Source organism: Thaumasiovibrio clandestinus, assembly GCF_047250365.1.
Taxonomy (GTDB): Bacteria; Pseudomonadota; Gammaproteobacteria; order Enterobacterales; family Vibrionaceae; genus Thaumasiovibrio.
In genome coordinates this window covers 1-22399 of record NZ_JBLBVL010000021.1, presented here as the reverse complement: position 1 = coordinate 22399, position 22399 = coordinate 1, and the positions used below count along the sequence as shown (strand labels likewise).

The following is a 22399-nucleotide window of genomic DNA, read 5'->3' as shown; positions in this document are numbered from 1 at the left end:
TAACGTCGCACTTATTTTTGTGATCTACCCTGAAAATAGCGTCATCAGTGTCTAATAACTATCTATCTATCTATCAAGATGAGAAGTGATTCACGGTTTCTTCGTGCCGCCTTCAGTAGAGTACCAATCCAGAAACAGGTCACCTCTGGCCGGTGGTCGTCAGACAAAAACCCCTACATAAAACAATATATTGTCGGCGACCACACTACTCTCTCTTCTCAATTACCACCCAATCTAATGCAGGCTTTAAGTACTGTTGCGCGAGGCTTTCTAACATCTCTAACGGCACACTCTCCCAGTTAGGCCATACACGCTGGATATATGGGTCACTCCCTTCTCCAGGCACAAAACCTGACTCGAAAGCCGTCTGCATTTTACTGGCTGCTTTTTCCGGATCATTTAACCCTGCCAATGCTGTTTTAGGGAAATAGACCATTGGCTGATTCATGCCGTCTTGCAGACCACAAAAGTAAGGTTGCAACAGCGACATCGCGGTACTTGATGGCAGTGGCGCAAAATGCAGCTCCGCATCCATCGCAATAAACCAGCTCGGTTTAGCATGCCCCATTGCGTTCAGACACAAGTGCTCTAACCACGTCGCCAGCAGATCCACGCTGCGCCAGTTGCCGGGACGATAGCGGATCATGGCGCTGGGGTAGATCTGTTTCAACCACCCTTGTAACTTAAATCCACTCTCATCAGACAGTCGCACTTCCACATCCATCTCTGGACAATGCGATAACGCACGAATTCGTCGCGCCAATGGCAACACATCACGCTCAATATCGGTTAATGTCAACGCACCAAATGCCGCATGTGGCAGTCGACCCGCCGCTTGCTGTTGAGCTCGAAAATTGGCTAATGTAGCCTCATCATCGCCGTGTAAAATCGCCCACTCCAGCAAACTCGCACGCATCTGATAACGCTCCAAGGCTTCAAAAGCAAACGGTTCATCATCGTTGTTCTCGGTGACATCCTGACCAAACCACACTTTTAAACGTCGATTGAAAAAGTACTGAACAGGTAAACGCCAAAATCGCAGCAATTCTGGCAATGCTATCGGTTCTATCGGCAGCTCAAATACGGGTAATGGCTGTTGGTCAAATACTGTGCCTTCCCCTGTACTTCCTTTTGCCACAGGCAACCACTCCTTAGCAAAGCTTGGTGCGTCCCCCGCAAAAGCCGCTGGACTATATGGCACCATAGGATGAGCTTGAATAAGGTGTCGCTGCAGCATACGCGAAGATTCGGTTGGGTCTAAGGATTGCTGCCCTTCAAGACAATAGCCCTGTTCACAATATTCCAGCAGTTCCGTCACTAACAACGAAGGCATTTTCTCGGTATTGTCTTGAATCGAACGTCCAATATAGCTGATATAGAGACATTGCTGTGCCGATAACAGCGCTTCTAAAAACAGATAGCGATCATCATCTCGCCGCGAGCGATCGCCGCGGCGCGGGTCGGCATTCATTAAGTCAAACCCTTCTGGCGCGGTACTGCGTGGATAGCTGCCTTCATTCATGCCTAGTAGGCAAACCACTTTAAACGGAATCGAGCGCATCGGCATTAAGGTGCAGAAATTAACCTGCCCCGCCAAAAATCGTTGTGAAACACGTTCATTGTTCAGGGCTTGTTTATAGTAACTAGTCACAATGGCAGGGCTGATTTCATCAAGGTAGGCAGCATCTTCTAGCTGGGTTAGCAGTTGCTCTGTTTTGTCGCGGATCAGGGCGATAACTCGCTCATCATCTAGATCGAAAACAAACATTGAATCTAGAACTTGATTAATCAGGTGCAGCCAGTCATGAGGGGGTTGTGGCTGACTTAATGCACGGCGCAAACCAATCACCGTTTCCACAAACATGCCCAGCTTACCCGCCAATTCAGCATTCAGCCCTTGTACTTCGTCGTAGGCCATCTGTCCCTGAAATAACCCCATCTCAGATGGCATGGCATAACCTAACACCATGCGTTGCAAGCCAAATAACCATGTGTTTGCGTGCTGGCTTGGCAAAGCAAACTCTTCTGCAGTATGCGCATCCAAGCCCCAACGCACACCACACTCTTCTAACCATTGAGCCAGTTGTGGAAGGTCTTTCTCTTCGATAGCAAAGCGGCGCATCACGGCGGGCACTTCGAGCAACGTCTGCAATTCCGACGCGGTACAACGCAGTCGAGGTAGTGCTAGAATATGATGGAAAGCCAACAGGATTGGGTTCTCGGTATCTGCGCTGCGATCGGAAATCGAGAATGGAATGTAACGCTCTGCACTGGCATTACCAAACACAGACTGGATGGCTGGACTATACCGATTAATATCAGAGACCATTACAACAATATCACGGGCATGTAAGTTGTGGTCAGCATCCAGTTGAGCAAGCAATTGATCATGCAACACTTCAACTTCTCGCATTGCGCTATGGCAAGCATGAATGGTTAAACTGCGGTCATCACTGGCTAAGCCGATTTTATGTTGGCTATCGAGATAAAGTGTTTCACTGTTGCGGTCTTCTAACTCTAAAATATCAGCCTGAATATGCTGCAGTAAGCCAGTGCGCTCTATCTCTACAAACGCATCAATTTCAACCGCCTCCTTTTCAGCCAGTAAACATAAGTTATCCCGTCCTAGTTTACCCATAGAGGCTAGTAAACTATTACCCAGTGGGTTAAGGTGATGCGCCTCTTCGAGGTTATCTTCTGGCTGCCCTTTCAAGGTACTTTTCTCACCAGCCATTTCACTATGGTCATCTAACCAAATGATCTGACGGTGGAAACGTTTTGCCATTTTGTCGATAAAACGCTGATCGCGAATATCTCCCCAATAGTGCCGGCAAGGGTTAGTGAACATCAAATGCACATCGATATGCTCACCCAGAGCTTCCAGTGCATCCAAATAACGGGGCGGAAGGGCGGAGATGCCAAAAACAAACAGGCGTGGCGGCAATGATGCGGGCAAAGCGCCGGACTCTGCACACTGGCTTAACGTTTCAATCAGCTGCTGATACAGGTTTCCACGATGGTAATGAGATTGACCCAACGCCAGTGTTTGTTGATAGAGCGCACGCCATAACAGTGGCTGCCATGGATGCTGCCCTTCATGCAGATCCACATCTCGCCCCTCTTCCCAAGCGGCAATCCACTCTGGTCGATAAACCAAATACTGGTCGAATATATCGGCAATTTTTGCGGCCAATTGATAACGTTTATACCCATCGTTATCTTCCGCTAAGTACGCGGCTAAGGGCGCAAATTCAGCTTGAGTTAACATTTCAGGTAACAGACCAACCAATTTCCATGTCATGGCATCCTTATTGAATGCACTCCGCGACGGAACATCCCCCAGAACATCAATAAAAAGCTGCCAAATAAACGTCGCTGGCAGCGGGAAATGCAGATTGGCAGCAATGCCTTGCTCTTGAGCAAGCGCCAATTTAAGCCATTGCGACATACCTGGACTTTGCACCAAAATGCATTCCGCTTGCAAAGGATTGCTTAGCGGTTCACGGCGAATCAGCTCAACAAGCAATGACTTTAAAATATCAAGTTGATTGGAATGGTAAACGGTAAACACATCGGCTCCCAGTTTGTTCGGTTAGTGGCTGAATTGTCAGTGAATCGCCCTCGCCTGTCTAGTATGAATAACATTCCTACCCATCAAAACAACACAATCGGCGTTATCGTCGACCATAACAGATTAGAGGCGGTTTTCACCGACGCTAAAAGCAACAATTTGGCTAATTTCTGTGAGACTTAAACCACTCTCCTGCTGCCAGTGATTAAACGCTCCCTGTGCTGCCGCGTGGCTACGTTTAGTGTGCAAACCACCCGTTATCACCCCAGTATGACGCAGATAATCCTCCACATCGCGGGTCAAGAGAAAGGTCTCTTTGCCCATAATACGTAACGTATACGGACCCGTATTGCCGCCTAAGCGTTGGCCCGTTTGTTTGAGAATACCCCAAAGTCCAATAATATTGTCGCTGGGCCAATTCGCCACAAAAGCACTAAAACTGCCATGCTCGCGCTGCAGGTGATAGATCATCTCGGCATTGGCTTTAATGGTTTTCACCTTGCGAAAGTGGCGGATAATCCGCGTATCTTGCGCTTTTCTCTCCCACATATCATCCGGCATCATTAACAGCTTCTCAATATCAAAGCCCCAAAATACCTCTTCGAAACCCGGCCATTTATTTCGTACTACCTGCCAGCTAAGGCCCGATTGGAAAACTTTCTGGCTCAAAGCCGCCAACCAACGATCATCGGTTACTGCCAGTAACTGCTCCGACGTTAAGGGCGGCGATAATTGGCGAAGCAGTGCGTCTTCTCCCCCCTTCCTTTCAGCAGCCCGTTGAAAAATTGTGCTAAATTTTTCTTGAGTCATCGCGTTTTTCTCCTCCTGACTAGACACCATCTTCATGGTACTGTATAAAAAGTCAGTAAATCAACTTGGAGACTTGCCCATGGCTGTTATCATTAAATACGTGGTAGAGCGAAACGGAGAAGAAAAGATGACGTTCACATCTAAAGCTGAAGCCGATGCATATGACAAAATGCTAGATATGGCTGATGCCTTATTCGCCGTTATCGAGAAAAGTGATCTCATTGAGAACGAAGAGAAACGTGAAGAACTAGCGCTATTCTTAGCCGAGAACCGTGAAGATGTTCTTGATGCGCTAGGTGCCAAGCGAAAAGCAACACCAAAAAAGAAAGCAACCAAGCCTGAAGTGGTTGAAGACGCAGCGTAATTCTTTCCTCTAGTACATAAAGCCCATTTCGTGGGCTTTATGTTCTCCTTTAATAAAATTTGTTATTTTTTCAAAATTATCGATAAAGGCTTCACTCTAATCGACTCTGTCTTTATTATGGCTAAACACTTTTTTGGAATCGCGTCTGTGTGCGCATTAACATTTTTGAATGGAGACAACATACATGGCTAGCTTTGCTCTTGCGTTGGGCACCGCAACAAAAAACCGTGATGATAAAATCATCGAAGCTTTCTTCCCTGCGCCAATCCTAAATCCTAGCGATACGCTTGTTAAAGCCATTTCTGAAATTGCTGACTACAACGGTGGCAACCAAACTGTTGAGGTTAATGCTTCACAAATGATCGCACTAGCCAGTGCTTTTGAGGCTGTTGACGAACACCAAGCTGCGCTATTTGCAACAAAAGCAACCAATAGTGACCAACCGCTGGTTATCGTATTATTAGCAACAGATGAAAAACCGACTTCGGTTGCAGAGGCTTTTCTAAAGCTGCAACTTATCTCTCATCGTATGGCGAAACCACACGGCATCGTGTTAGACGGTATCTTTGGCCTACTGCACAACATTGCTTGGACGAACCAAGGTCCAATCGATTTGCCAGAACTCGCAGAACGCCAAATGGAAGCACGTCTAAAAGGGGAAAGCCTTACCGTTGATTGTGTTGACAAGTTCCCGAAAATGGTCGACTACATTGTTCCAACTGGCGTACGTATTGCTGATACATCTCGAGTTCGCCTTGGTGCACACGTGGGTGAAGGTACCACTGTAATGCATGAAGGCTTTATCAACTTTAATGCGGGTACAACTGGCGTTAGCATGGTTGAAGGGCGTATCTCTGCAGGTGTCATGGTGGGTAACGGCTCTGACATTGGTGGCGGTGCTTCTATTATGGGCACCCTATCTGGTGGCGGTAAAGTGGTTGTCTCTATCGGCGAAAACAGCCTACTTGGCGCTAACGCTGGTCTTGGCTTCCCTATGGGGGATCGCTGTACCATCGAATCTGGCCTGTATGTAACGGCTGGTTCCAAAGTGCGTATGCTTGACGCTGACGGCAAAGAAGTTGAATACGTGAAAGCACGCGATCTTGCTGGTAAGCCTGATCTTCTATTCCGTCGTAACTCAATGACGGGACAAATCGAGTGCTTAACCAACAAATCAGCGGTTGAGTTAAATAGCGAGCTGCACAGCAATAACTAATTGTGAGTAAACGCTCGCAAAAAGCCAGAGTCTTGCCAATCAAGATCTGGCTTTTATTTGTCTTGCGTTTCTACCATTGTAACCAACGCTCACGTCCAGCATTATAATCTTGCTGAAAACTCCAACCATGCGCTAAGTCTTGGCAAATACCGCGATACGGTCTCCCCAACCTACCGAGACTCCATGCCTGTTCAGGCTGACAATAGGCGGATTTTCCCATTTGATAGCCGACCAAGTACGCCTCTTTTGCCTGTGCGGAATAACCATCAAATGATGACAAGTCACGCTCCCAGTATCCGTTCACCGCATCTTGCTCACCCAGCGCTTGCCATTGCTGATTCTCCGCGTACTCCGCAACATATGGAGCACTACAGCCACCGACAAGCACTAAAGAAAGTAGCATTAATTTTATAGGCTTCATCAGTACCTCCTATTGCCCGCTCATGCATGCAACAACGTCATTGCCTCCTTTTAGCGAGCGAAACCCTAACCTTATTAGCATAGAGCTGATCAAACTTGCCAGCATAATCAGTACTCCCATATGCCACGCCTGACTAATGCCGAAAGACATCAACGTCATGCTAAGCAGTGATGCAAAAACCATTTGGCAAGCCCCTGATAACGCAGCAGCGGCACCGGCATTTTTCTTAAATGGCAGCAGCAATTGAGATTGCGCACAAGGAAACGCGATACCATTACCTACCACCATAATAAATTGCCCAATCATCATTGCTACTGGCGTTAACGGCGCTAATACTAACCAGACACCAGCCGACAATTGGATAAAAGGCGCAATTTTTAACATTCGCTCTGTTCCAATACGTGGACGTAACCGATTACAGATCATTCCACCCACCAAGAGCCCCCAAGCAGGGAGTAGTGCCCAAAGTGCATATTCGTCCGATGTCATCCCGATTTGCACTTGCATAACAAAAGGCATTAAGGAGATGGCAACCACCACTAAGCTGTAATTAAACCAGCCAATACCCGCAAAACTAATAAAATACGGCGACACGATGAGCTGCTTATAGTCAGAGAGAACCTGTCGCAGAGAAGGCACCGCTCGACGCTCTGAAAGCGTCTCTTTGAACAGCAACATCAAAATCAACCAAACTAAGGCGATATAACTAAGCAGCAAGACAAACACACTAAACCAACCAAAATGGTGGTTAACGAAGCCGCCAATGACAGGTGCTACGATAGGTGAAAATGACGCGACAACAGCCAACCAGGTTAATGCTTGCGGCAAGTGATTAGGGGCATAGCTATCTCGCAATGAAGCCCTTGCTAGCACAGCACAACACCCTGCTCCAAGGCCCTGAATAAAGCGCCCCCATAATAGCCACTCAAACTGATTGGCACCATAGACAGAAACACTCAACCCCAACATCGCTAACCCCAATCCGGATAACAACATAGGCCTACGCCCAACAGCATCTGAGATCGGGCCATACAATAATTGAGAAGGTCCAAAGCCCAATAAATAAAAAGAGATTAACCGCTGCACCTGTTCTGCAGTAAGGTGAAAATCACTGGCAATCCAAGGCAAAGAAGGAAAGAGTAAGCCAACGCTTAATTGACCAATACTAACAATAAGACACGCCAATAATACTGGGCGCCAATAGAACTTTTCTGGCATGATTCGCCTCCTACCGACTATTATCCTCTGATTAGTGCTTTTGTGTGCGGATTTATTGTTACGAGATTCGTTCCCGATGGGAAATAAACCCCAAATAGGTATGCTGATAGCTCATCCTCTTGGAGCAAAAAAAATGGCACCACGAAGGGTGCCATGCATCATATTATATTAAGCAGCAAAGCCATGCAGCGCCTAGCCTTTAACACAGTTCAACAATAACTTGTTGCCACTCATTATAAAAACAGAGCGAACCAACAAATGAATAGAGTAATGACACAGGGGGGGGTCAACTCTTATTCTATCGTCAAAGCAGCGTTGATTTAACTGGCAAGCTGATTGATTCCACTGTTAACATCATTACGGCAGTAAGCGATGCCAAGCTTATCAAGCTCAAACAAATGATTGTTCAATTTATGTAAAAATTGATACCACTGGCGTGATTCAGACCATGCAACTTCTGCGGCCGCAAATAGCCGTGGATAAAGTAAATAATCAAACGTTGCCTCATCGACCACTGTTTCAGACCACAAGGCAACCTGCACGCCTAACACTTTGTGCTGTTTCTCAATTGGAATATTGGCTAACGGATCATAATGGTAGACCTTTTCAAGCGGCAGTATCGCCGCCCAGTTTAGGCCCGGCTCATCAACGCTATCGCTTTGCACCATATCAAGATAGAGTGATTGACCCGGCTGAAGTACCACATCATGACCTTTCTCGATACACTCCAATGCAGCTTGCTCACTCTGCCATGAGTAAACTACGGTATCGGTACTCACCTTGTCGCCATGCACCACTTCTTCCCAACCCAACATTCGACGGCCCTTTTGCGCCAAATATTGCTCAACAAAACGCAGCAAATGGCCTTGCAGCTCTTTCGGATCCGTATATTTTAACTCGGACATCAACGTCTGACAGCGTGGACTCTTACGCCATACTCCTTCTGGCACTTCATCGGCGCCCATATGGACATAAGGTGCAGGAAAAAGCTCGCACACCTCATCAAGGACGGTGCGAAGGAAAGTGTAGGTTCCATCCAATGCTGGCGAGAGCACGTTATCATGAAAGTGTTGCACGCTCGTATAGTCAGAGCGGTCATCAGCATCGTGAAGCAACTCAGGCAACGCTTTAATCGCTGCGCGCGAGTGACCCGGAATATCAATTTCTGGAATCACCGTGATGCCACGTGCTGATGCATAGGCAACCACCTCTCGGATCTCTTGCTGCGTATAAAAGCCACCGTAACGCTCGGTAAGATGGCTATATTGCGCAGGTAAAACCTCATGCGGACCACGCCATGCACCAATGTTGGTTAATGCCGGGTAGGCGTTAATTTCAATTCGCCACCCTTCATCATCTGTCAAATGCCAATGGAAGGTGTTGAACTTTAATCGCGCCAATTGATTAATGAGCTGCTTAACTTTGTCTACCGAGTGAAAATGACGCACACAATCCAACATCATGCCGCGATAGTCCATTCTCGGCGCATCTTGGATCGCGACGCAAGGCAAGGAAAATGCCTCATGCGTGTCAGAACTCAGTGGAACCAGTTGCAATAAACTGGCTACCGCTGCAAAGAAACCACGCTCGTCACTGGCACGAATCAGCACCTGCTCGGCGGTCACATCAAGTTGATAGCTACCCGTTTGAGACTGATCGCCCAATCGAAAAGCGATGCTTCTGCGACAATTGAAGGCATTACTATTAGCAATAGTCAGCTGGTGACGCTCAAACAGCTCATCCTTAAACCACGAACACGCCGCGTCAGCCAATAACACATCACATTGGATATGGCAGGTACGATCAAGGCTAAACGTACCAGGCTGCTGGCTCAGCGTTGCTGGCTGCGGAATAATCGCGATCGACGCGGCACTAGCACTGATCACGTCACTTCTCTGCTTGCGAAAAGGCAAGTTGTCACAAAACTGCAGCGGTACCACGTCAACGTTGTACATCGTCTGTTCAATCACCACTGCAGCTTCAGTAATACCATGCCCCTGCAAAGTTAAGTGAGGAAGAGTAATCTCAAACTCGGCATAAAACAGTTGCCCAGGTTTAAGCACGCTGAATGACTCAGGGGGAGTAAGTCGGTACAGCGTGCCTTCCTGTGCAATACTCCCACATGTTAGGGAGTTAGCCGCTATACGGCGAATACAACTAAAGTCAAGATGCCAATCATCTAAGATGCTGTCACTTTGATTTGTCAGGGTGATAGACAGACGACTGCCAGTTTCACCGTTAGCAATCAAGTGGTGTTCTAAACGTAGACGCATTGCAGTGTCTCTTTCAAAATAATCAAAATTACAAATAGAGGAGCAGGCAAACACCTACTCCTCTTGGGGCGGCCTTACTGCAATACCTTACTTCAAGATAAAGCTACGGATCTGTTTCGGCTTAAATAGCCCAAGTCCATACTGACCATTGAAAGGTTGTGCGTCCGCAATCGGCTGTTCCAGCAGATTAACTTCAGTAATCGAGGTATGCGCAGTAGCTACCTGAAGATAGCCAGCCGCAGCAACAGCTTCACTGCTTGGATTGTAGAGACGAACTAGCGTACCTTCACCATTATCCGCAGGTTTAATTGCACTCACGACCAAATCCACACTATCAAGCGCAATACCCGTACCATGATCGGCAACCTCAGTGGTCAGAGGGTGCATCACAAAATACTTCAACGTATTGGTAAACTGATTCAGTGATTGATTTTGATAGACCAACGCCTCGATCGCATACTCCTGCCATACCTTTTGTACGCGCGCAGGGTTGAAGGTATCTTCAATAACTAAGGCGCATTCACAGTGTAGCGCACCCAACAGCTGGCTATCCGGTGTTGGAATATACTTAAACTGTTGGCCTGATGCGATACCAGGGCGACGGATCAAGTCAGGCTTACCTAACCAACCGACGCTACGGAACAGCGTCAGAGCAATTTGGTTATTTGCTCTAACTTCATATTCCTTAATGCCTTTGGTTAACAAGGTAAGGCTACATGATTGATCGTGCATGTTAGCAAGGTGCAACATTGGGTAGATCGGACTAGGTTCTTCTTTCCAGCCCTTTTCACGCCAATCAAGCAGACGCGCAGGCACGTTATCACGCTCAACAACCCCAAACGGCGTATCAGACCAGTTCGTTGTGGTTTCAAATGGCGCCGTAACGACCAATTGCACACGGTGATCTTTGACTTGGTTGTCAAACTGAGCATCAATCGTCAATGGCAATACTGACTCACTACCCGATGCAGTGTGCTGCAGACGAAGGGTAATCGTATATCCCATAGACGCTGTGCATTGCTGTTTTGCTCGCTCTGCCAGATCTTCAGGTAATGACCACACACCTTCAATCATGATTGACTCTGAGAAACCTTGCTTCACCACCTTCATGGTCGCTTGACGCCAATCCAGTTGGATTAGCCAATCATTCGCCGGAGGAGAGTAATCATAGGTATCGCCATCATCACCCATATCGAGAAGGTTAATACAGTTATCCCATACACGATTACGCGCTTTATCAAGCAGCACAAATTGTCCCTGCTCAAAGCTTAAGCGATACGTGTCGTTTTCAATCTCGATGTTATCGCAAGCAACAGCTGTCGTTTCAGCCTCATTATCACACTCGATCAACTGCAGGCTGGTATGGCCCGATGCTGGCAGCGAATAATAAAACTCAACGTCACTCTGGTAATAATAGAGTGAAGGATCATTCATCGATTCGTCACGCTGAATGCTGCCACGATAAACGCGTTGTGAAGATAACACATCCACCTTGATCGCTTGACCATTCAGGTCCAATAGCGTGAAGCTTGGTGCTGTGGTCGATATCGTTGTCTTGATCAATGCATGTCGTGTATATGGCAAGGTGTTAAACAAGGTAACACGCCCGTCAATACCACCCTGCTCTGCCGTTGGTTGTGATTCAGCCATTTTTCTGACTAAATAGTCCACCGCGGAATCTGATGTCTGATCCGCTTCTTCAAAGCGCGACAAAATGATCTTGTTGGTTTTATCTGTATTACAACCACCAGCACTATCATGAGCATGGTTGCGCAGAATGGTTTTCCAGATATTGTTTAACAAGGTTGGTTTTGTCTCGATACCTTCCGCACCCGCCATCACCATTAATGGCTCTAACTGGTAAGAGAGACGTCGCTCTACCTTATCGTTAAGATACTTATGATCGTAACGAGAAGAGTAGATTGAACGGTGAATTTTCGAGACTTGACCATCGATCAACTCGCCAGTAATCGTCTGCAGATCAAGATTTTCAGCGGCAATATCAGCAAAAAGTTTATCGTAACTACTTTCAATCAGGTGATAGTCTCTGTTCGATGCATTGCTAATATCAAGGCGTGACTTCAGCTCTTTATCAACAAAACGTTGATCACCACCCAGCGGAATAGCAATGTTTGCCGCTAGAGAGCCGTCTTCAGCCTGTTGGCATAACGGCGTTGGATCATCCGAATACATAACATGCGAGCCGACAAAATAGCCATTCTTAATGTTATAAGCTAATACTTGGCTACCATCTTCGCTTTGCCAGTTAAACTCACGAGCCGCGCAAACATCAGTAGAAAGACCACGCCAGAAGACCGTTTTATCAATGCCAACACCTTGGTAGATCTTTGGCATGTCAATACTTTGTCCGAAGGCATCGGGCACATAGCCGATAGCCATCACAGGGCCTAGCTCTTCAGCTAGGCGAATACCTGTTTGAAGGTTACGTACAATCGATTCACCACTGATAATCAGCTGATCCGCCTGCGTATACCAAGGACCAATCTTCAATTTGCCTTGTTGAACCAAGGCCTGAACACGCTCAAGCTGCTCTGGACATTGCTGAAGGTAATCCTCAATGATGCTCAGTTGACCATCCAGTAAGTAGGTGTCATTGTCACCATTCTCCAGCGCTGACATCACCTCATCCATATGATAGACCAGTTGGATCAATGACTCGTGCGCTGAAAAATACCACTCATAATCCCAGTGGGTATGAGGAATGACATGAAATACTTTTTGCATAATTTCGTACTTTCCTGTCAACTTAAGCAATCGCAGCTGCGATAGTTAAATCAACTTTATCACTGTCTTTATGACTCAATGTCTCGCGGAATTGGTCATCCATCATGCTACGGGTTAGTTTGGTCAAGATCTCAACACTCTTCGTATCACCCTCAGCAGGAATGCTCAATGCAACGGCGGTTTTTACTGGTTGATCATCCATAGTTTCCCAATCAATTGGGTTACTGAAGCGAACTACAAATACACCCGCATTTTTTGCTGCTTTGGTTTTGCAGTGTGGAATCGCCATACCATCTTTAAAGCCAGTGCTTGATTGCTTCTCACGTGCTTTTAGACCTTTGGCATACTCTTTCTCTGAAGAGACATAGCCCAGCTTGTATGCTTCTTTAGCAATGAATGCAATCGCTTCGTCTTTTGACTTAGACGTTGTATCCATTAGTACGTGTTCTGGTTTGAAAACTTCTTTTGAAGCTACTTGACCAAGATCTGCAACCGTAGAACCAGCGCCGTCGTTTTGGGTTATTGGCTTACGCCATAGGCCAATGATTAGCGCTGTTAGCGTAATACCTGACATGGTACATAAGATCCAAGTAACAAACGGGATAGGCTGTTCGATATAACCAACAAAGGTACCTAATGGAGAACCGATACCACCGTAGAACTTAACATCGAAGAAGCCAACCAAGCCACCCGCTAACGCAGAACCAGCAACACTCGCGGTGATCATTTGCACTGGGTTAGCTGCTGCGAATGGAATGGCTCCTTCAGTCACACCAACAATGCCCATACCAAATGCAGAGTCGGCAGAGATTTTTTCTGTTTCAGTGAACTTATTTTTGAACAGTTTCGACGCTAGGAAAATACCTAGTGGTGCTACCGAGATAGCAGCCTGTGCAGCGGTACCCGGAACAAAGTTAGCCCCTTCAATACCGTATCGAGCAACGGTATCAGTCCATACTGCAGTACCAAAGATCAACGCCGTTTTGTTAACAGGTCCGCCGAAGTCAAAACCAATCATCGCACCGATAATGGCACCGATAATGAAGGTTGATGATGAATAGTTAGTGGTCATCCACGTTAACCATTCATACAATGCCCCCATACCTGCTGCGATAGGTGTGCCGATCATGTATTTAACGATAATGGTAATAATGAAAGTGGCAATCAATGGAATAATCATGATTGGCAACAGTGGCTTACAAATCTTAGGCCAAGGTACCATCTTCAAATAACGAACCGTGTAACCAGCAATGAACGCTACTAGGATAGCTGACAGAAAGCCCCCCCCCGTATCAGTACCAAGGAAACTCGCATCGTTCGCGATATAAGCACCAATCATTGCTGGTGCAATAGCAGGTTTAGAAGCAATAGAGTTAGCAACGAAGCCCGCAAACAGTGGGATCATCAGAAGGAAGCCGACTTGACCAACCTTGAATAGATGGAACATCAAATCGCCAAAGAACGTGCTTTGGTCAAAGCCCCATGCAACGAGACGACCAAGATCATCACGTTGGAAGGCAAAAATGTTAGCAATCGCCAGCAACAAACCCGCCGAGATAACCATCGGTACCATGTAAGAGATACCGCTCATCACGTGCTGGATAAAGCCATTTTCAGATGTCTTGCCTAAAGTGATGTTACCCACCTCAGTACCTTTACCACCAAAAACCGTACCTTCTTTCATCGCAATATCAATCAATGCTTTTGCATCTTTCATCGCAACTTTTGGTCGGGTGACATAAATTTTCTTACCCGCAAAACGTGCTTTCTCAACTTCAACATCAGACGCTAGTACCACAACATCGGCATTCGCAATCTCTTCTTCTGTTAGAACATTCTCAGGACCAATTGAACCATTGGTTTCAACTTTAATATTGAAGCCATGCTCTTTACCAGCATCTTCCAACGCCTTGGCGGCCATGTAAGTGTGCGCGATTCCCGCTGCACAGCCTGTTACCGCTACTACATTAATTGTCATTAATTGAAGCTCCATAAATCTTACTACGTCAATTCGGGCGTCATTATGTAAATATTTTCAGGAAAAATATGTGACACAACCACCAATTCTCACAATGTGGTAAATTTTTTCATAGAAACTTGCCTGTCATACCTATATAAATCCCCCTACACGATGATTACAACCCATTAAGTATGCCACTAGTGACATATTAGGATCGATACCATGAAAATATTTTCACGATATCCACTGTAAATATTTTCAGCCTAGCCGTCATATTTTGACTCTAATTACCTGAAACAATTGAGAAGACGCCAATAATGAGCTTAAATTTGCTATCAGCAACGGTTAATAATCAGTCTCAGAACCTTGATCCAATCTATCAAGCTGATCCCATTACCCACCATTTATCTCTGCTCGTTGAAGACCAGAGTGCGATCAGTGCAATTAATTTGGCAACCACTAGTCACACTCCTCCTCCCAAAGCATGGCAGCTTGATTTGCCACGTATTGACATCGTGTTGGCCGGAAGTATTGATATTCTGTATTCCATTGGCGAACACCAAAGCCAATTACATCGCTTTAACGCCGGCGATGTCCTATACCTTCCTGGCATGAGCTGGAGTCAGCCACAATGGGGGGAGGCTGTCACACTACTCAGTATCAATATCGCGCCTCACAAAGTGGGATTTAGCTTGCATACTTGGAATGGCAACGGTTTTTCTGATGTCTATAAACGACCTTCGGTCCGCCGTCATCAGGCCATTGGCAATGGGCTAATTCATGTACTACAAGAACTCGGAAGTGCCAATGCTGACACTCACACCATAAGCTTAGTTTTACGCTCGTTGCTGAGCCACCTTATGATAATGGAAAACGTGCCAGATAAGATCCCTAGCCGTCAGGAAGAATTGTTTCATAAGATTACGAAATACATTAACGAGAACTATAACCAGTCATTAAATCGAGATGAGGTGGCACGGGTATTCTATATCTCCCCCAATTACCTATCGCACATTTTCCAGCAACAGGGAAAAACCAGCTTTAAGGATTACCTCTGTCATAAAAGAATGGAAAACGCGCAACGTCTGCTAGAAATGAACCATCAAAGAATCAAACAGATATCCCAAGCGTGTGGCTTTGCAGACAGCAACTACTTTTGTCGCCTATTCAAACAAAAGATTGGCGTAACCCCATCTCAATTCAGGGCAGGGCTTGCAGCATAAAGTTAACTCGTTCAACAAGATAAAACCCAGCGCATAGAGTTTGATATTCTCTTACCGAGTTGTTTGCTATTCCGTCATGCATTGTTAATTTTGGGAAAGGGCTTAATACAACAAACGAATAACATCGTGGATGGGTATCAGTTCCCCCTTCGTCACGAGAGGGAGAAACTGATAATCGTTAGATAAGTTATCTATTTAACCAAGCAGCGCCTCGTACGCCACTGCTATCACCATAAACGGCACTTCTAACCGTTACTACTGGTTCGTTTGAGAATATATATTTACTCATCGCCATTGGTAGATCTTTATATAGGCGTTCAACATTTGACATACCACCGCCGAGCACGATGACATCTGGATCAAGAATATTACTAATTGAAGCAAAACTTCTCGCCATTTGATCCAGCATCAATTGATATGCTGCAACCGCCTGCTCATCTCCCGCATCAACCAAAGCCATAATTTGCTGAGAGTTCAAATTCGCTTGGTATTTATGATTGTATTGGGCTGCAAATCCGGTTCCAGAGATATATTGCTCTATGCAATTTGTTCTACCGCAATAACACTGGCCGATATCACCGTCAACATCAGAGTTATAGCCTGGTAGAGGGTTATGGCCCCACTCACCGGTAATCGCATTGGCACCACTGATGATATTTTGGTTAACCACAATGCCACCACCACAGCCTGTGCCAACAATGGCACCAAATACAACACTACCGCCAGATCCGGCACCATCCACTGCTTCAGAAAGCGCAAAACAGTTCGCATCATTGGCTATTTTCACCGTTTTTCCCGTTGCTTGGCATAAATCACCAACAACATCGCGACCATTTAGAAACGTACAATTCGCATTTTTCATCTTGCCACTCATTGGGCAGATTGCACCAGGAAGCCCAATTCCAATCGCACTAAAATGACCTAGCTCACTGTCGACGTCTTTGACCATGTCAGCTATCTTTTGCACGAAAGCATCATAGCTATCGGGCGTTGGGTGGCGCAACTTATATAGCACCTCACCTTGTGCCGATAACACCTGAACCTCTATTTTTGTACCGCCAATATCAAAGCCTACTAGCATAATTTCATCTCATACATTTCTATATAAACTAACTTAGAATCAAGAATAACGACCCAACCTGCGTGACGTCATACGGGAATATAAAGTGTAATTAAGTGCCTCTCGAGTTAATAGCCCTAACACACAGCAAGCACTTGCTGCGATAATAAACATATATATTTGTTTACTACCGCTGGAACCAAATTTAATAATTTAAATTTTACTCTTCAAAACTTTGCTCTGTTTTAACCCACTTCTGAATTGAATCACGATACAAAGACACATAACGGAAATAGATGTGATCGAATGCAATCAGCATAGGTAACTGCCCGGAAATCATCCCGGTAGATTCTTCCCCTTTAAGGGTCACTGTTAACAATGATTTATCCACGTAGTCTAACAATCGTGATTTTTCATTTGCCGTAATACACAATAATTGAACACCTTTCGCTTTCAGCTTTTCTGCTGAGTGAAGCATTCTGGTATTATTCCCTTTTAAGGAAAGCAACAGTACCAGCTCACCTTCACCTAAAATGGAACTGATCATTTCTATTGAATCGTTATCGTGAACGATCTCTATGCACTTCCCTAGACGGGTTAATCGAAACTTAAGATCATGAGCAGCAAAAGCACTGTACCCCAAACCAAAAACGTAAATGACTCGATGTTTATTGATCAACTCACAAAAGGCATCAACATCATTTTGATTCAGCCTTTGATCAAACTGCTGTAACAGTTCAAAATATTCACTTTGCAATGTGCGCGTTTCACTAAACTCAGGGTGATCAGAGTCCAGTTGATTTTGATATAAGTAGAGAAATTCTTTGAAATTATTTAGACCAATTTTTTTACAAAAACGGGTAATAGAGGCGGTTGACACACCAATTTCTGCAGCCAGTTCTTCTATATTCTTGGTCGGATTTAGAGCAAGAAAGTAATCTGCAATTTTTTGATCAGTATAAGTAAATTTGAGACGAGCATACTCAAATAACAACCTGAAATCTTTATTCATATCTACCCGCTTCTTTCCCAGCCAAAGAATTACACCTAAAGATAATCTACAATGAAAATAATTTCATTTCAATGTTGTATAATCATTTCTCTGCTTGATGATAAATCTCAACCTCCATGCACATTTCAGCGTCGTATTGCTCAAAGGGTGAGCCAATAGCTCACCCTTTTATACACACACTGTGAATTATCAATCTATCTAACTTAGAAGTAGTATTCGATACCTAGACGTACTTCTTTAAAGTCTGTGTCATTAAGTTCCATTGTTTTCGCACGGAAGTATACTAACGCTGAATCATCCAAGAAATAAATCGCTTGACCAGATAGAACGCTATCTGCTGTTCCACCCACCTTACGGCTATCAATTTCTAGATCACTGTTTGCTGAGTAACCCACTTTTAAATGCCAATGACCAATGTCATACGTTGCACCAATAGAATACGCTGTTTGATCTTGTTTCTGACCAATCGCACCTTCGATAGTGCCGGCATCTGCACCACCATTATCATGATCAGCGTAATCCGCCGTCATGACTTTATACGCACCAAATAGCCCAATACCATGATCAAGCGCGACTTCGAAGCCAGCAATATAAGTTTGGTAGTCAGAGTTAGCCGTCATTAGTGACTCTGATACAACATCTTGCATCTCAACCCGACGCTCAGTACCGTATTCGTACCCCGCATGAAGTTGCAATGTGCCAACACGATAGTGTGCAGAAGCCCCGTAGAAGTTACTGCTTGAATTTTCTAGATTGTTACCACGTCCTGCTGCCAATACCATGTTAAAACCATTCCAGTTCGGGCTATCCCAACTGATTTGATCAGCCTGACGATCATAATAAGCACCACCCGCTATATCACTACCCCAATCGAATACGTTACCTAGACCTGGGTTTGAATAAGGCCAATCAATAATTGCATATGCTGGCGTTAGGAAGCGACCAAAGCGCACACGCCCCCAGCTCTCATCTTCGAAACCGCCAAAGGTATCACGTAGACCTAGTTGACCATCACCACTATTCTCACCTGTTCCAACATTATTCCCTTCAATCTGCCAAACAAGCGTAGGTGCGCGCTCTAACTCTGCAGTGCCTCGAAAACCGACTCGTGACTCATTGTCCAGACGATTTACAGTATCTTTGCCATCTTCAGCAAGGCTATACATAGAAATTGCAACTTGACCATAAACTTCAACATTGTCATTTGCTGTTACTGCTGAGGATAGCAAAGCAGCCGCACACATTGCAGCACAATACTTAACTTTCATAGGGCATCCTATTAAAACTAATAAATAAAAGAGACAGACAATGCAATATCAGAAACATATCTCTAATCAGAAAATGTTAATTTAGCGTTACTAAGTCTGCCTTGATGGTTCCTGAATAATATCTGGACTTAGGACTACGTGAATATTGGATATTTATCCTTTTTGTAGCACAAAGAGACAACAGAAAGAAAAACATGATCTTCTTCAAGTTTCTCAACACTGAATTAATATGATGAGTATTAATGTCTCAACATACTGTATATTTAACCTCAATGCATATTATACGTATCTCCAGTATATAGAACCTATCTCCACTTTATATGGCAATAAATATTTAATAGAATATTAACCATTTATTGTTCAGATTAAACAAAACCCACCCAAGGAGTTCTTCGTGTCCACTTTGTTACTTGATGGTAATTGGCTGCTGACATCACCACAGCACCCAAATATCAATATTTCTTGCGCATTACCAGGTGACGTACACTCAGCGTTAATCAGCGCTGAACTACTAGAGAACCCTTACCTCGGCTGCAATGAACGCGATGTTCAGTGGGTTGGTGAGAGTGAATGGCATTTAGAAAGAGACTTTAACATTGAAGCTGATTTGCTCAGTGCTCAGTCCATTGATTTAAAGCTAGAATTTGTTGACACTCTTGCCGAGTTTACGATTAATGGTCACCACGTTGTAAGCTGTAGTAACATGTTCAGACGTTATAGCGTCAATGTTTTGCCTTACCTGAAACCAGGGCAAAATAACATTCGGATAGAGTTAAAGCGTGCGGATGTAGAAGCAGCAGCGCGCGCCAAACGCCTCCCCTTCCCTGTGCCATGGGCAGTGGGCAACAATCAAATTCCGCATATGAATACCCTGCGTAAAACCCAATGTCACGCTGGATGGGACTGGGGAATTTGTTTGCTCGTCAGTGGTATCTATCAATCGATTGTTTTAGAACCAATCCATCAGACCCGTTTAAACCGTGTTCACACCGTGCAACACTGGAAAGAAGATGGTAGCTGCGACCTTGATGTTAATGTTGATTATGACGTAACCGCTTGTAGTGAAGCACCTAGCACCATTGAGATTGAGTTTGATAACCAGATTCATCACCTATCGGTTAACATGAGCCAACTAGGCGCACAAAGTGCAAACTTTACCATTCATGTTGCCAACCCTCAGCGTTGGTGGCCTGCTGGCTACGGTGATGCCCATCTTTATCCGCTCAATGTGACGCTAAACCAACATCAGATCACTAAAAAGATCGGTTTGCGTAAACTTGAGCTAGACACCTCTTCTGATGAGATCGGTAGCGCGATGACCTTTGTGGTTAACGACCAAGCCATCATGGCAAAAGGGGCAAACTGGATTCCATTGGATGCACTTCCTTCATCCCATACACCAGAAAGCTATCGTCGCCTACTAGAAGACGCGAAGGCTGCTAACATGAACATGATTCGTGTCTGGGGTGGTGGAATGTATGAACATGACATCTTCTATGAGTTATGTGATGAACTCGGTTTAATGGTTTGGCAAGACCTGATGTTTGCGTGTGCTCTTTATCCTTCAACAAAAGAGTTCATGAAAGATGTTGAGTTAGAAGTCATTGATCAGGTACGCCGCTTATCTGATCACCCGTCACTTGCTTTGTGGTGTGGTGATAATGAAGTGATCGGTGCCATCGGTTGGTATCCTGAATCTAAAACAAACCGCGAAAAGTATGTCGTTAACTATGACCGATTAAACTTCATGCTTGCACGTGTGGTAGAACAAGAAGATCCAACGCGTCGCTTCTGGGCAAGCTCACCATGTAATGGTGAATTAGACTTTGGCGATGCATGGCATGATGATAACTGTGGCGACATGCACTTCTGGGACGTTTGGCATTCAGGTAAATCGCTTGATGCTTACTACAGTGTGAAGCCGCGATTCTGCTCAGAGTTTGGTTATCAATCTTGGCCATCTCTGCCAACTGTAAAAACGTACGCTGAAGAGAGTGATTGGAACGTTACATCGCCAACGTTTGAACAGCATCAGAAGAATGGCCGCGGTAACAGCATTATTACTGAGATGTTTACCCGCTATTTCCGCTTCCCGAACAACTTTGACAACATGCTTTATCTCAGCCAAGTTCAGCAAGCACTCGCCATTAAAACAGCCAGTGAATACTGGAGAGCCTATAAAAATCACTGTCGTGGTATTCTTTATTGGCAGCTAAATGATTGCTGGCCGGTGAGCTCTTGGTCAAGCATTGAGTATACAGGTCGCTGGAAGCAACTGCACTACCATGCAAAACGCTTCTTCGCTCCACAATTGGCTACCTTCATCGAAGAGAATGATGTGGTTACCTTGCACTTGGTCAACGACCAACATCGTTCAGTGGCGCTGTCAGGCGTTGTGAAAAAAATTGGTTGGGATGGCACGGTGATCGAGTCTTGGCCAATTGAAACCACGTTGACAGCTGATGGAGTGGCACAGCCTTGGACTCTTGCATTGGATAAGAGTAGCCCGCAAACGGATTACTTCCTCCATGTAGAGCTAAATGACCAAGAACAAGTGTTAGAAAATACATTCTATCCTGCACTATACAAGCATGCTGACATTCAGAAGAGCAAAATTGAATGGAACATTATCACTGAAGAAGGCCAACACTATATCGAGTTGGATTGTGATAAACCTGCGCATTTTGTCCATGTTGAATTTGATGGTGAAGGGCGTTTTGATGATTCTAGCTTTACCCTTCTGCCGAAAAGCATCAGTGGTTCAAAACGTAAAGTAAAATACATTGGTGATGCATCTTCTGATGCGTTGCAGTCAGGTATCACTATTTATGACCTGCGCAGTACTTACTAAACCGTCGACTGCGACATTTCAATAGCTGACAACGTAATGTTTAACGCCGATGATAATTTCTCGGCGTTTTTTTTGCTCGCAGTTTTTGATGCTTGCTAACCAAATAGCCTGAGTTATTGTCCACAATAGGGCTCTTGCTATCACCCACCCACGAAATACCTTAAATGCCAATGCCCAATGCTACTCATGTACGCTGACAGGGCTTCTTAATAAGTGGCAGAGCGGACGGGACTCGAACCCCGAATGCCTACGGCCGCGTGACAGGCCGCTGTCTTCAAGGCAAATAGGCTAACCAACTGAGCTATCACGATATCCAAATACAAAAAAGCCCTGTCATTGCTGACAGGGCTTCTTGATAAGTGGCGGAGCGGACGGGACTCCCTACTCTCAAAAGCCCAGCGCGACCC

At 45.2% G+C, this 22399-nt stretch carries 14 protein-coding genes; 4 read left to right on the top strand and 10 right to left on the bottom strand.

The annotated features are described in order from the left end of the window. Positions 1 to 205: 205 nt before the first annotated feature. Positions 206 to 3571: an exodeoxyribonuclease V subunit gamma gene (recC, locus tag ACKLNH_RS18430; RefSeq protein WP_413113728.1), complete on the bottom strand. Its 3366-nt coding sequence runs from the start codon at positions 3569 to 3571 to the stop codon at positions 206 to 208. A gap of 123 nt (positions 3572 to 3694) precedes the next feature. Next, positions 3695 to 4381 (bottom strand): DNA-3-methyladenine glycosylase I, encoded by a 687-nt coding sequence (locus ACKLNH_RS18425; RefSeq protein WP_413113727.1) that lies wholly within the window; start codon positions 4379 to 4381, stop codon positions 3695 to 3697. A 79-nt stretch (positions 4382 to 4460) separates the two neighbouring features. Between ACKLNH_RS18425 and ACKLNH_RS18420 the strand changes: the two genes are divergently transcribed. Next, the gene (locus ACKLNH_RS18420; RefSeq protein ID WP_413113726.1) at positions 4461 to 4745 is read left to right on the top strand and encodes a YebG family protein; all 285 of its coding nucleotides are present in this window, start codon (positions 4461 to 4463) and stop codon (positions 4743 to 4745) included. A gap of 184 nt (positions 4746 to 4929) precedes the next feature. Beyond that, positions 4930 to 5961 carry a 2,3,4,5-tetrahydropyridine-2,6-dicarboxylate N-succinyltransferase gene (dapD, locus tag ACKLNH_RS18415; RefSeq protein ID WP_413113725.1) on the top strand — a complete coding sequence of 344 codons (1032 nt, stop codon included), beginning with the start codon at positions 4930 to 4932 and terminating at the stop codon, positions 5959 to 5961. A gap of 70 nt (positions 5962 to 6031) precedes the next feature. Here the strand turns inward: dapD and ACKLNH_RS18410 are convergent, their stop codons facing one another. The 5 genes from ACKLNH_RS18410 to ACKLNH_RS18390 form a co-directional block, all read right to left on the bottom strand. Continuing rightward, positions 6032 to 6382, bottom strand: a complete 351-nt coding sequence (locus ACKLNH_RS18410; protein WP_413113724.1) for a DUF2799 domain-containing protein — start codon at positions 6380 to 6382, stop codon at positions 6032 to 6034. A 9-nt stretch (positions 6383 to 6391) separates the two neighbouring features. Then, on the bottom strand, positions 6392 to 7600 hold the full coding sequence (locus tag ACKLNH_RS18405) for a multidrug effflux MFS transporter (protein ID WP_413113723.1): 1209 nt from the start codon (positions 7598 to 7600) through the stop codon (positions 6392 to 6394). Positions 7601 to 7920: 320 nt separating this feature from the next. Further along, complete coding sequence (locus tag ACKLNH_RS18400; RefSeq protein WP_413113722.1) at positions 7921 to 9873, bottom strand: family 20 glycosylhydrolase; 1953 nt, start codon at positions 9871 to 9873, stop codon at positions 7921 to 7923. Between the two features lie 87 nt (positions 9874 to 9960). Beyond that, positions 9961 to 12618 (bottom strand): glycoside hydrolase family 38 N-terminal domain-containing protein, encoded by a 2658-nt coding sequence (locus tag ACKLNH_RS18395; RefSeq protein ID WP_413113721.1) that lies wholly within the window; start codon positions 12616 to 12618, stop codon positions 9961 to 9963. A 22-nt stretch (positions 12619 to 12640) separates the two neighbouring features. Next, positions 12641 to 14596 carry a fructose-specific PTS transporter subunit EIIC gene (locus ACKLNH_RS18390; protein WP_413113720.1) on the bottom strand — a complete coding sequence of 652 codons (1956 nt, stop codon included), beginning with the start codon at positions 14594 to 14596 and terminating at the stop codon, positions 12641 to 12643. Positions 14597 to 14895: 299 nt separating this feature from the next. On the opposite strand from ACKLNH_RS18390, the gene ACKLNH_RS18385 reads away from it, so the two are divergent. Continuing rightward, the gene (locus tag ACKLNH_RS18385; RefSeq protein WP_413113719.1) at positions 14896 to 15801 is read left to right on the top strand and encodes a helix-turn-helix domain-containing protein; all 906 of its coding nucleotides are present in this window, start codon (positions 14896 to 14898) and stop codon (positions 15799 to 15801) included. Between the two features lie 187 nt (positions 15802 to 15988). Here ACKLNH_RS18385 and ACKLNH_RS18380 read toward each other — a convergent pair whose 3' ends face one another. The 3 genes from ACKLNH_RS18380 to ACKLNH_RS18370 all read right to left on the bottom strand — a co-directional run bounded on the left by ACKLNH_RS18380 (position 15989) and on the right by ACKLNH_RS18370 (position 19141). Beyond that, entirely contained in the window at positions 15989 to 16882 is an 894-nt protein-coding gene (locus tag ACKLNH_RS18380) for an ROK family protein (protein ID WP_413113718.1), read from the bottom strand. A gap of 199 nt (positions 16883 to 17081) precedes the next feature. Continuing rightward, on the bottom strand, positions 17082 to 17873 hold the full coding sequence (locus ACKLNH_RS18375; protein ID WP_413113717.1) for a MurR/RpiR family transcriptional regulator: 792 nt from the start codon (positions 17871 to 17873) through the stop codon (positions 17082 to 17084). A gap of 203 nt (positions 17874 to 18076) precedes the next feature. Beyond that, a complete protein-coding gene (locus tag ACKLNH_RS18370) occupies positions 18077 to 19141 on the bottom strand; it encodes a porin (protein WP_413113716.1) in 1065 nt (354 codons plus the stop codon). Positions 19142 to 19535: 394 nt separating this feature from the next. Between ACKLNH_RS18370 and ACKLNH_RS18365 the strand changes: the two genes are divergently transcribed. Continuing rightward, a complete protein-coding gene (locus ACKLNH_RS18365; RefSeq protein ID WP_413113715.1) occupies positions 19536 to 21992 on the top strand; it encodes a beta-mannosidase in 2457 nt (818 codons plus the stop codon). The last annotated feature ends 407 nt before the right edge of the window (positions 21993 to 22399 follow it).

Bases quoted from the DNA above. Each gene is read 5' to 3' on its own strand.
- ACKLNH_RS18425 (WP_413113727.1), bottom strand. From the start codon at position 4,381: ATGACTCAAGAAAAATTTAGCACAATTTTTCAACGGGCTGCTGAAAGG.
- ACKLNH_RS18420 (WP_413113726.1), top strand. From the start codon at position 4,461: ATGGCTGTTATCATTAAATACGTGGTAGAGCGAAACGGAGAAGAAAAG.
- dapD (WP_413113725.1), top strand. From the start codon at position 4,930: ATGGCTAGCTTTGCTCTTGCGTTGGGCACCGCAACAAAAAACCGTGAT.
- ACKLNH_RS18410 (WP_413113724.1), bottom strand. From the start codon at position 6,382: ATGAAGCCTATAAAATTAATGCTACTTTCTTTAGTGCTTGTCGGTGGC.
- ACKLNH_RS18405 (WP_413113723.1), bottom strand. From the start codon at position 7,600: ATGCCAGAAAAGTTCTATTGGCGCCCAGTATTATTGGCGTGTCTTATT.
- ACKLNH_RS18400 (WP_413113722.1), bottom strand. From the start codon at position 9,873: ATGCGTCTACGTTTAGAACACCACTTGATTGCTAACGGTGAAACTGGC.
- ACKLNH_RS18395 (WP_413113721.1), bottom strand. From the start codon at position 12,618: ATGCAAAAAGTATTTCATGTCATTCCTCATACCCACTGGGATTATGAG.
- ACKLNH_RS18390 (WP_413113720.1), bottom strand. From the start codon at position 14,596: ATGACAATTAATGTAGTAGCGGTAACAGGCTGTGCAGCGGGAATCGCG.
- ACKLNH_RS18385 (WP_413113719.1), top strand. From the start codon at position 14,896: ATGAGCTTAAATTTGCTATCAGCAACGGTTAATAATCAGTCTCAGAAC.
- ACKLNH_RS18380 (WP_413113718.1), bottom strand. From the start codon at position 16,882: ATGCTAGTAGGCTTTGATATTGGCGGTACAAAAATAGAGGTTCAGGTG.
- ACKLNH_RS18375 (WP_413113717.1), bottom strand. From the start codon at position 17,873: ATGAATAAAGATTTCAGGTTGTTATTTGAGTATGCTCGTCTCAAATTT.
- ACKLNH_RS18370 (WP_413113716.1), bottom strand. From the start codon at position 19,141: ATGAAAGTTAAGTATTGTGCTGCAATGTGTGCGGCTGCTTTGCTATCC.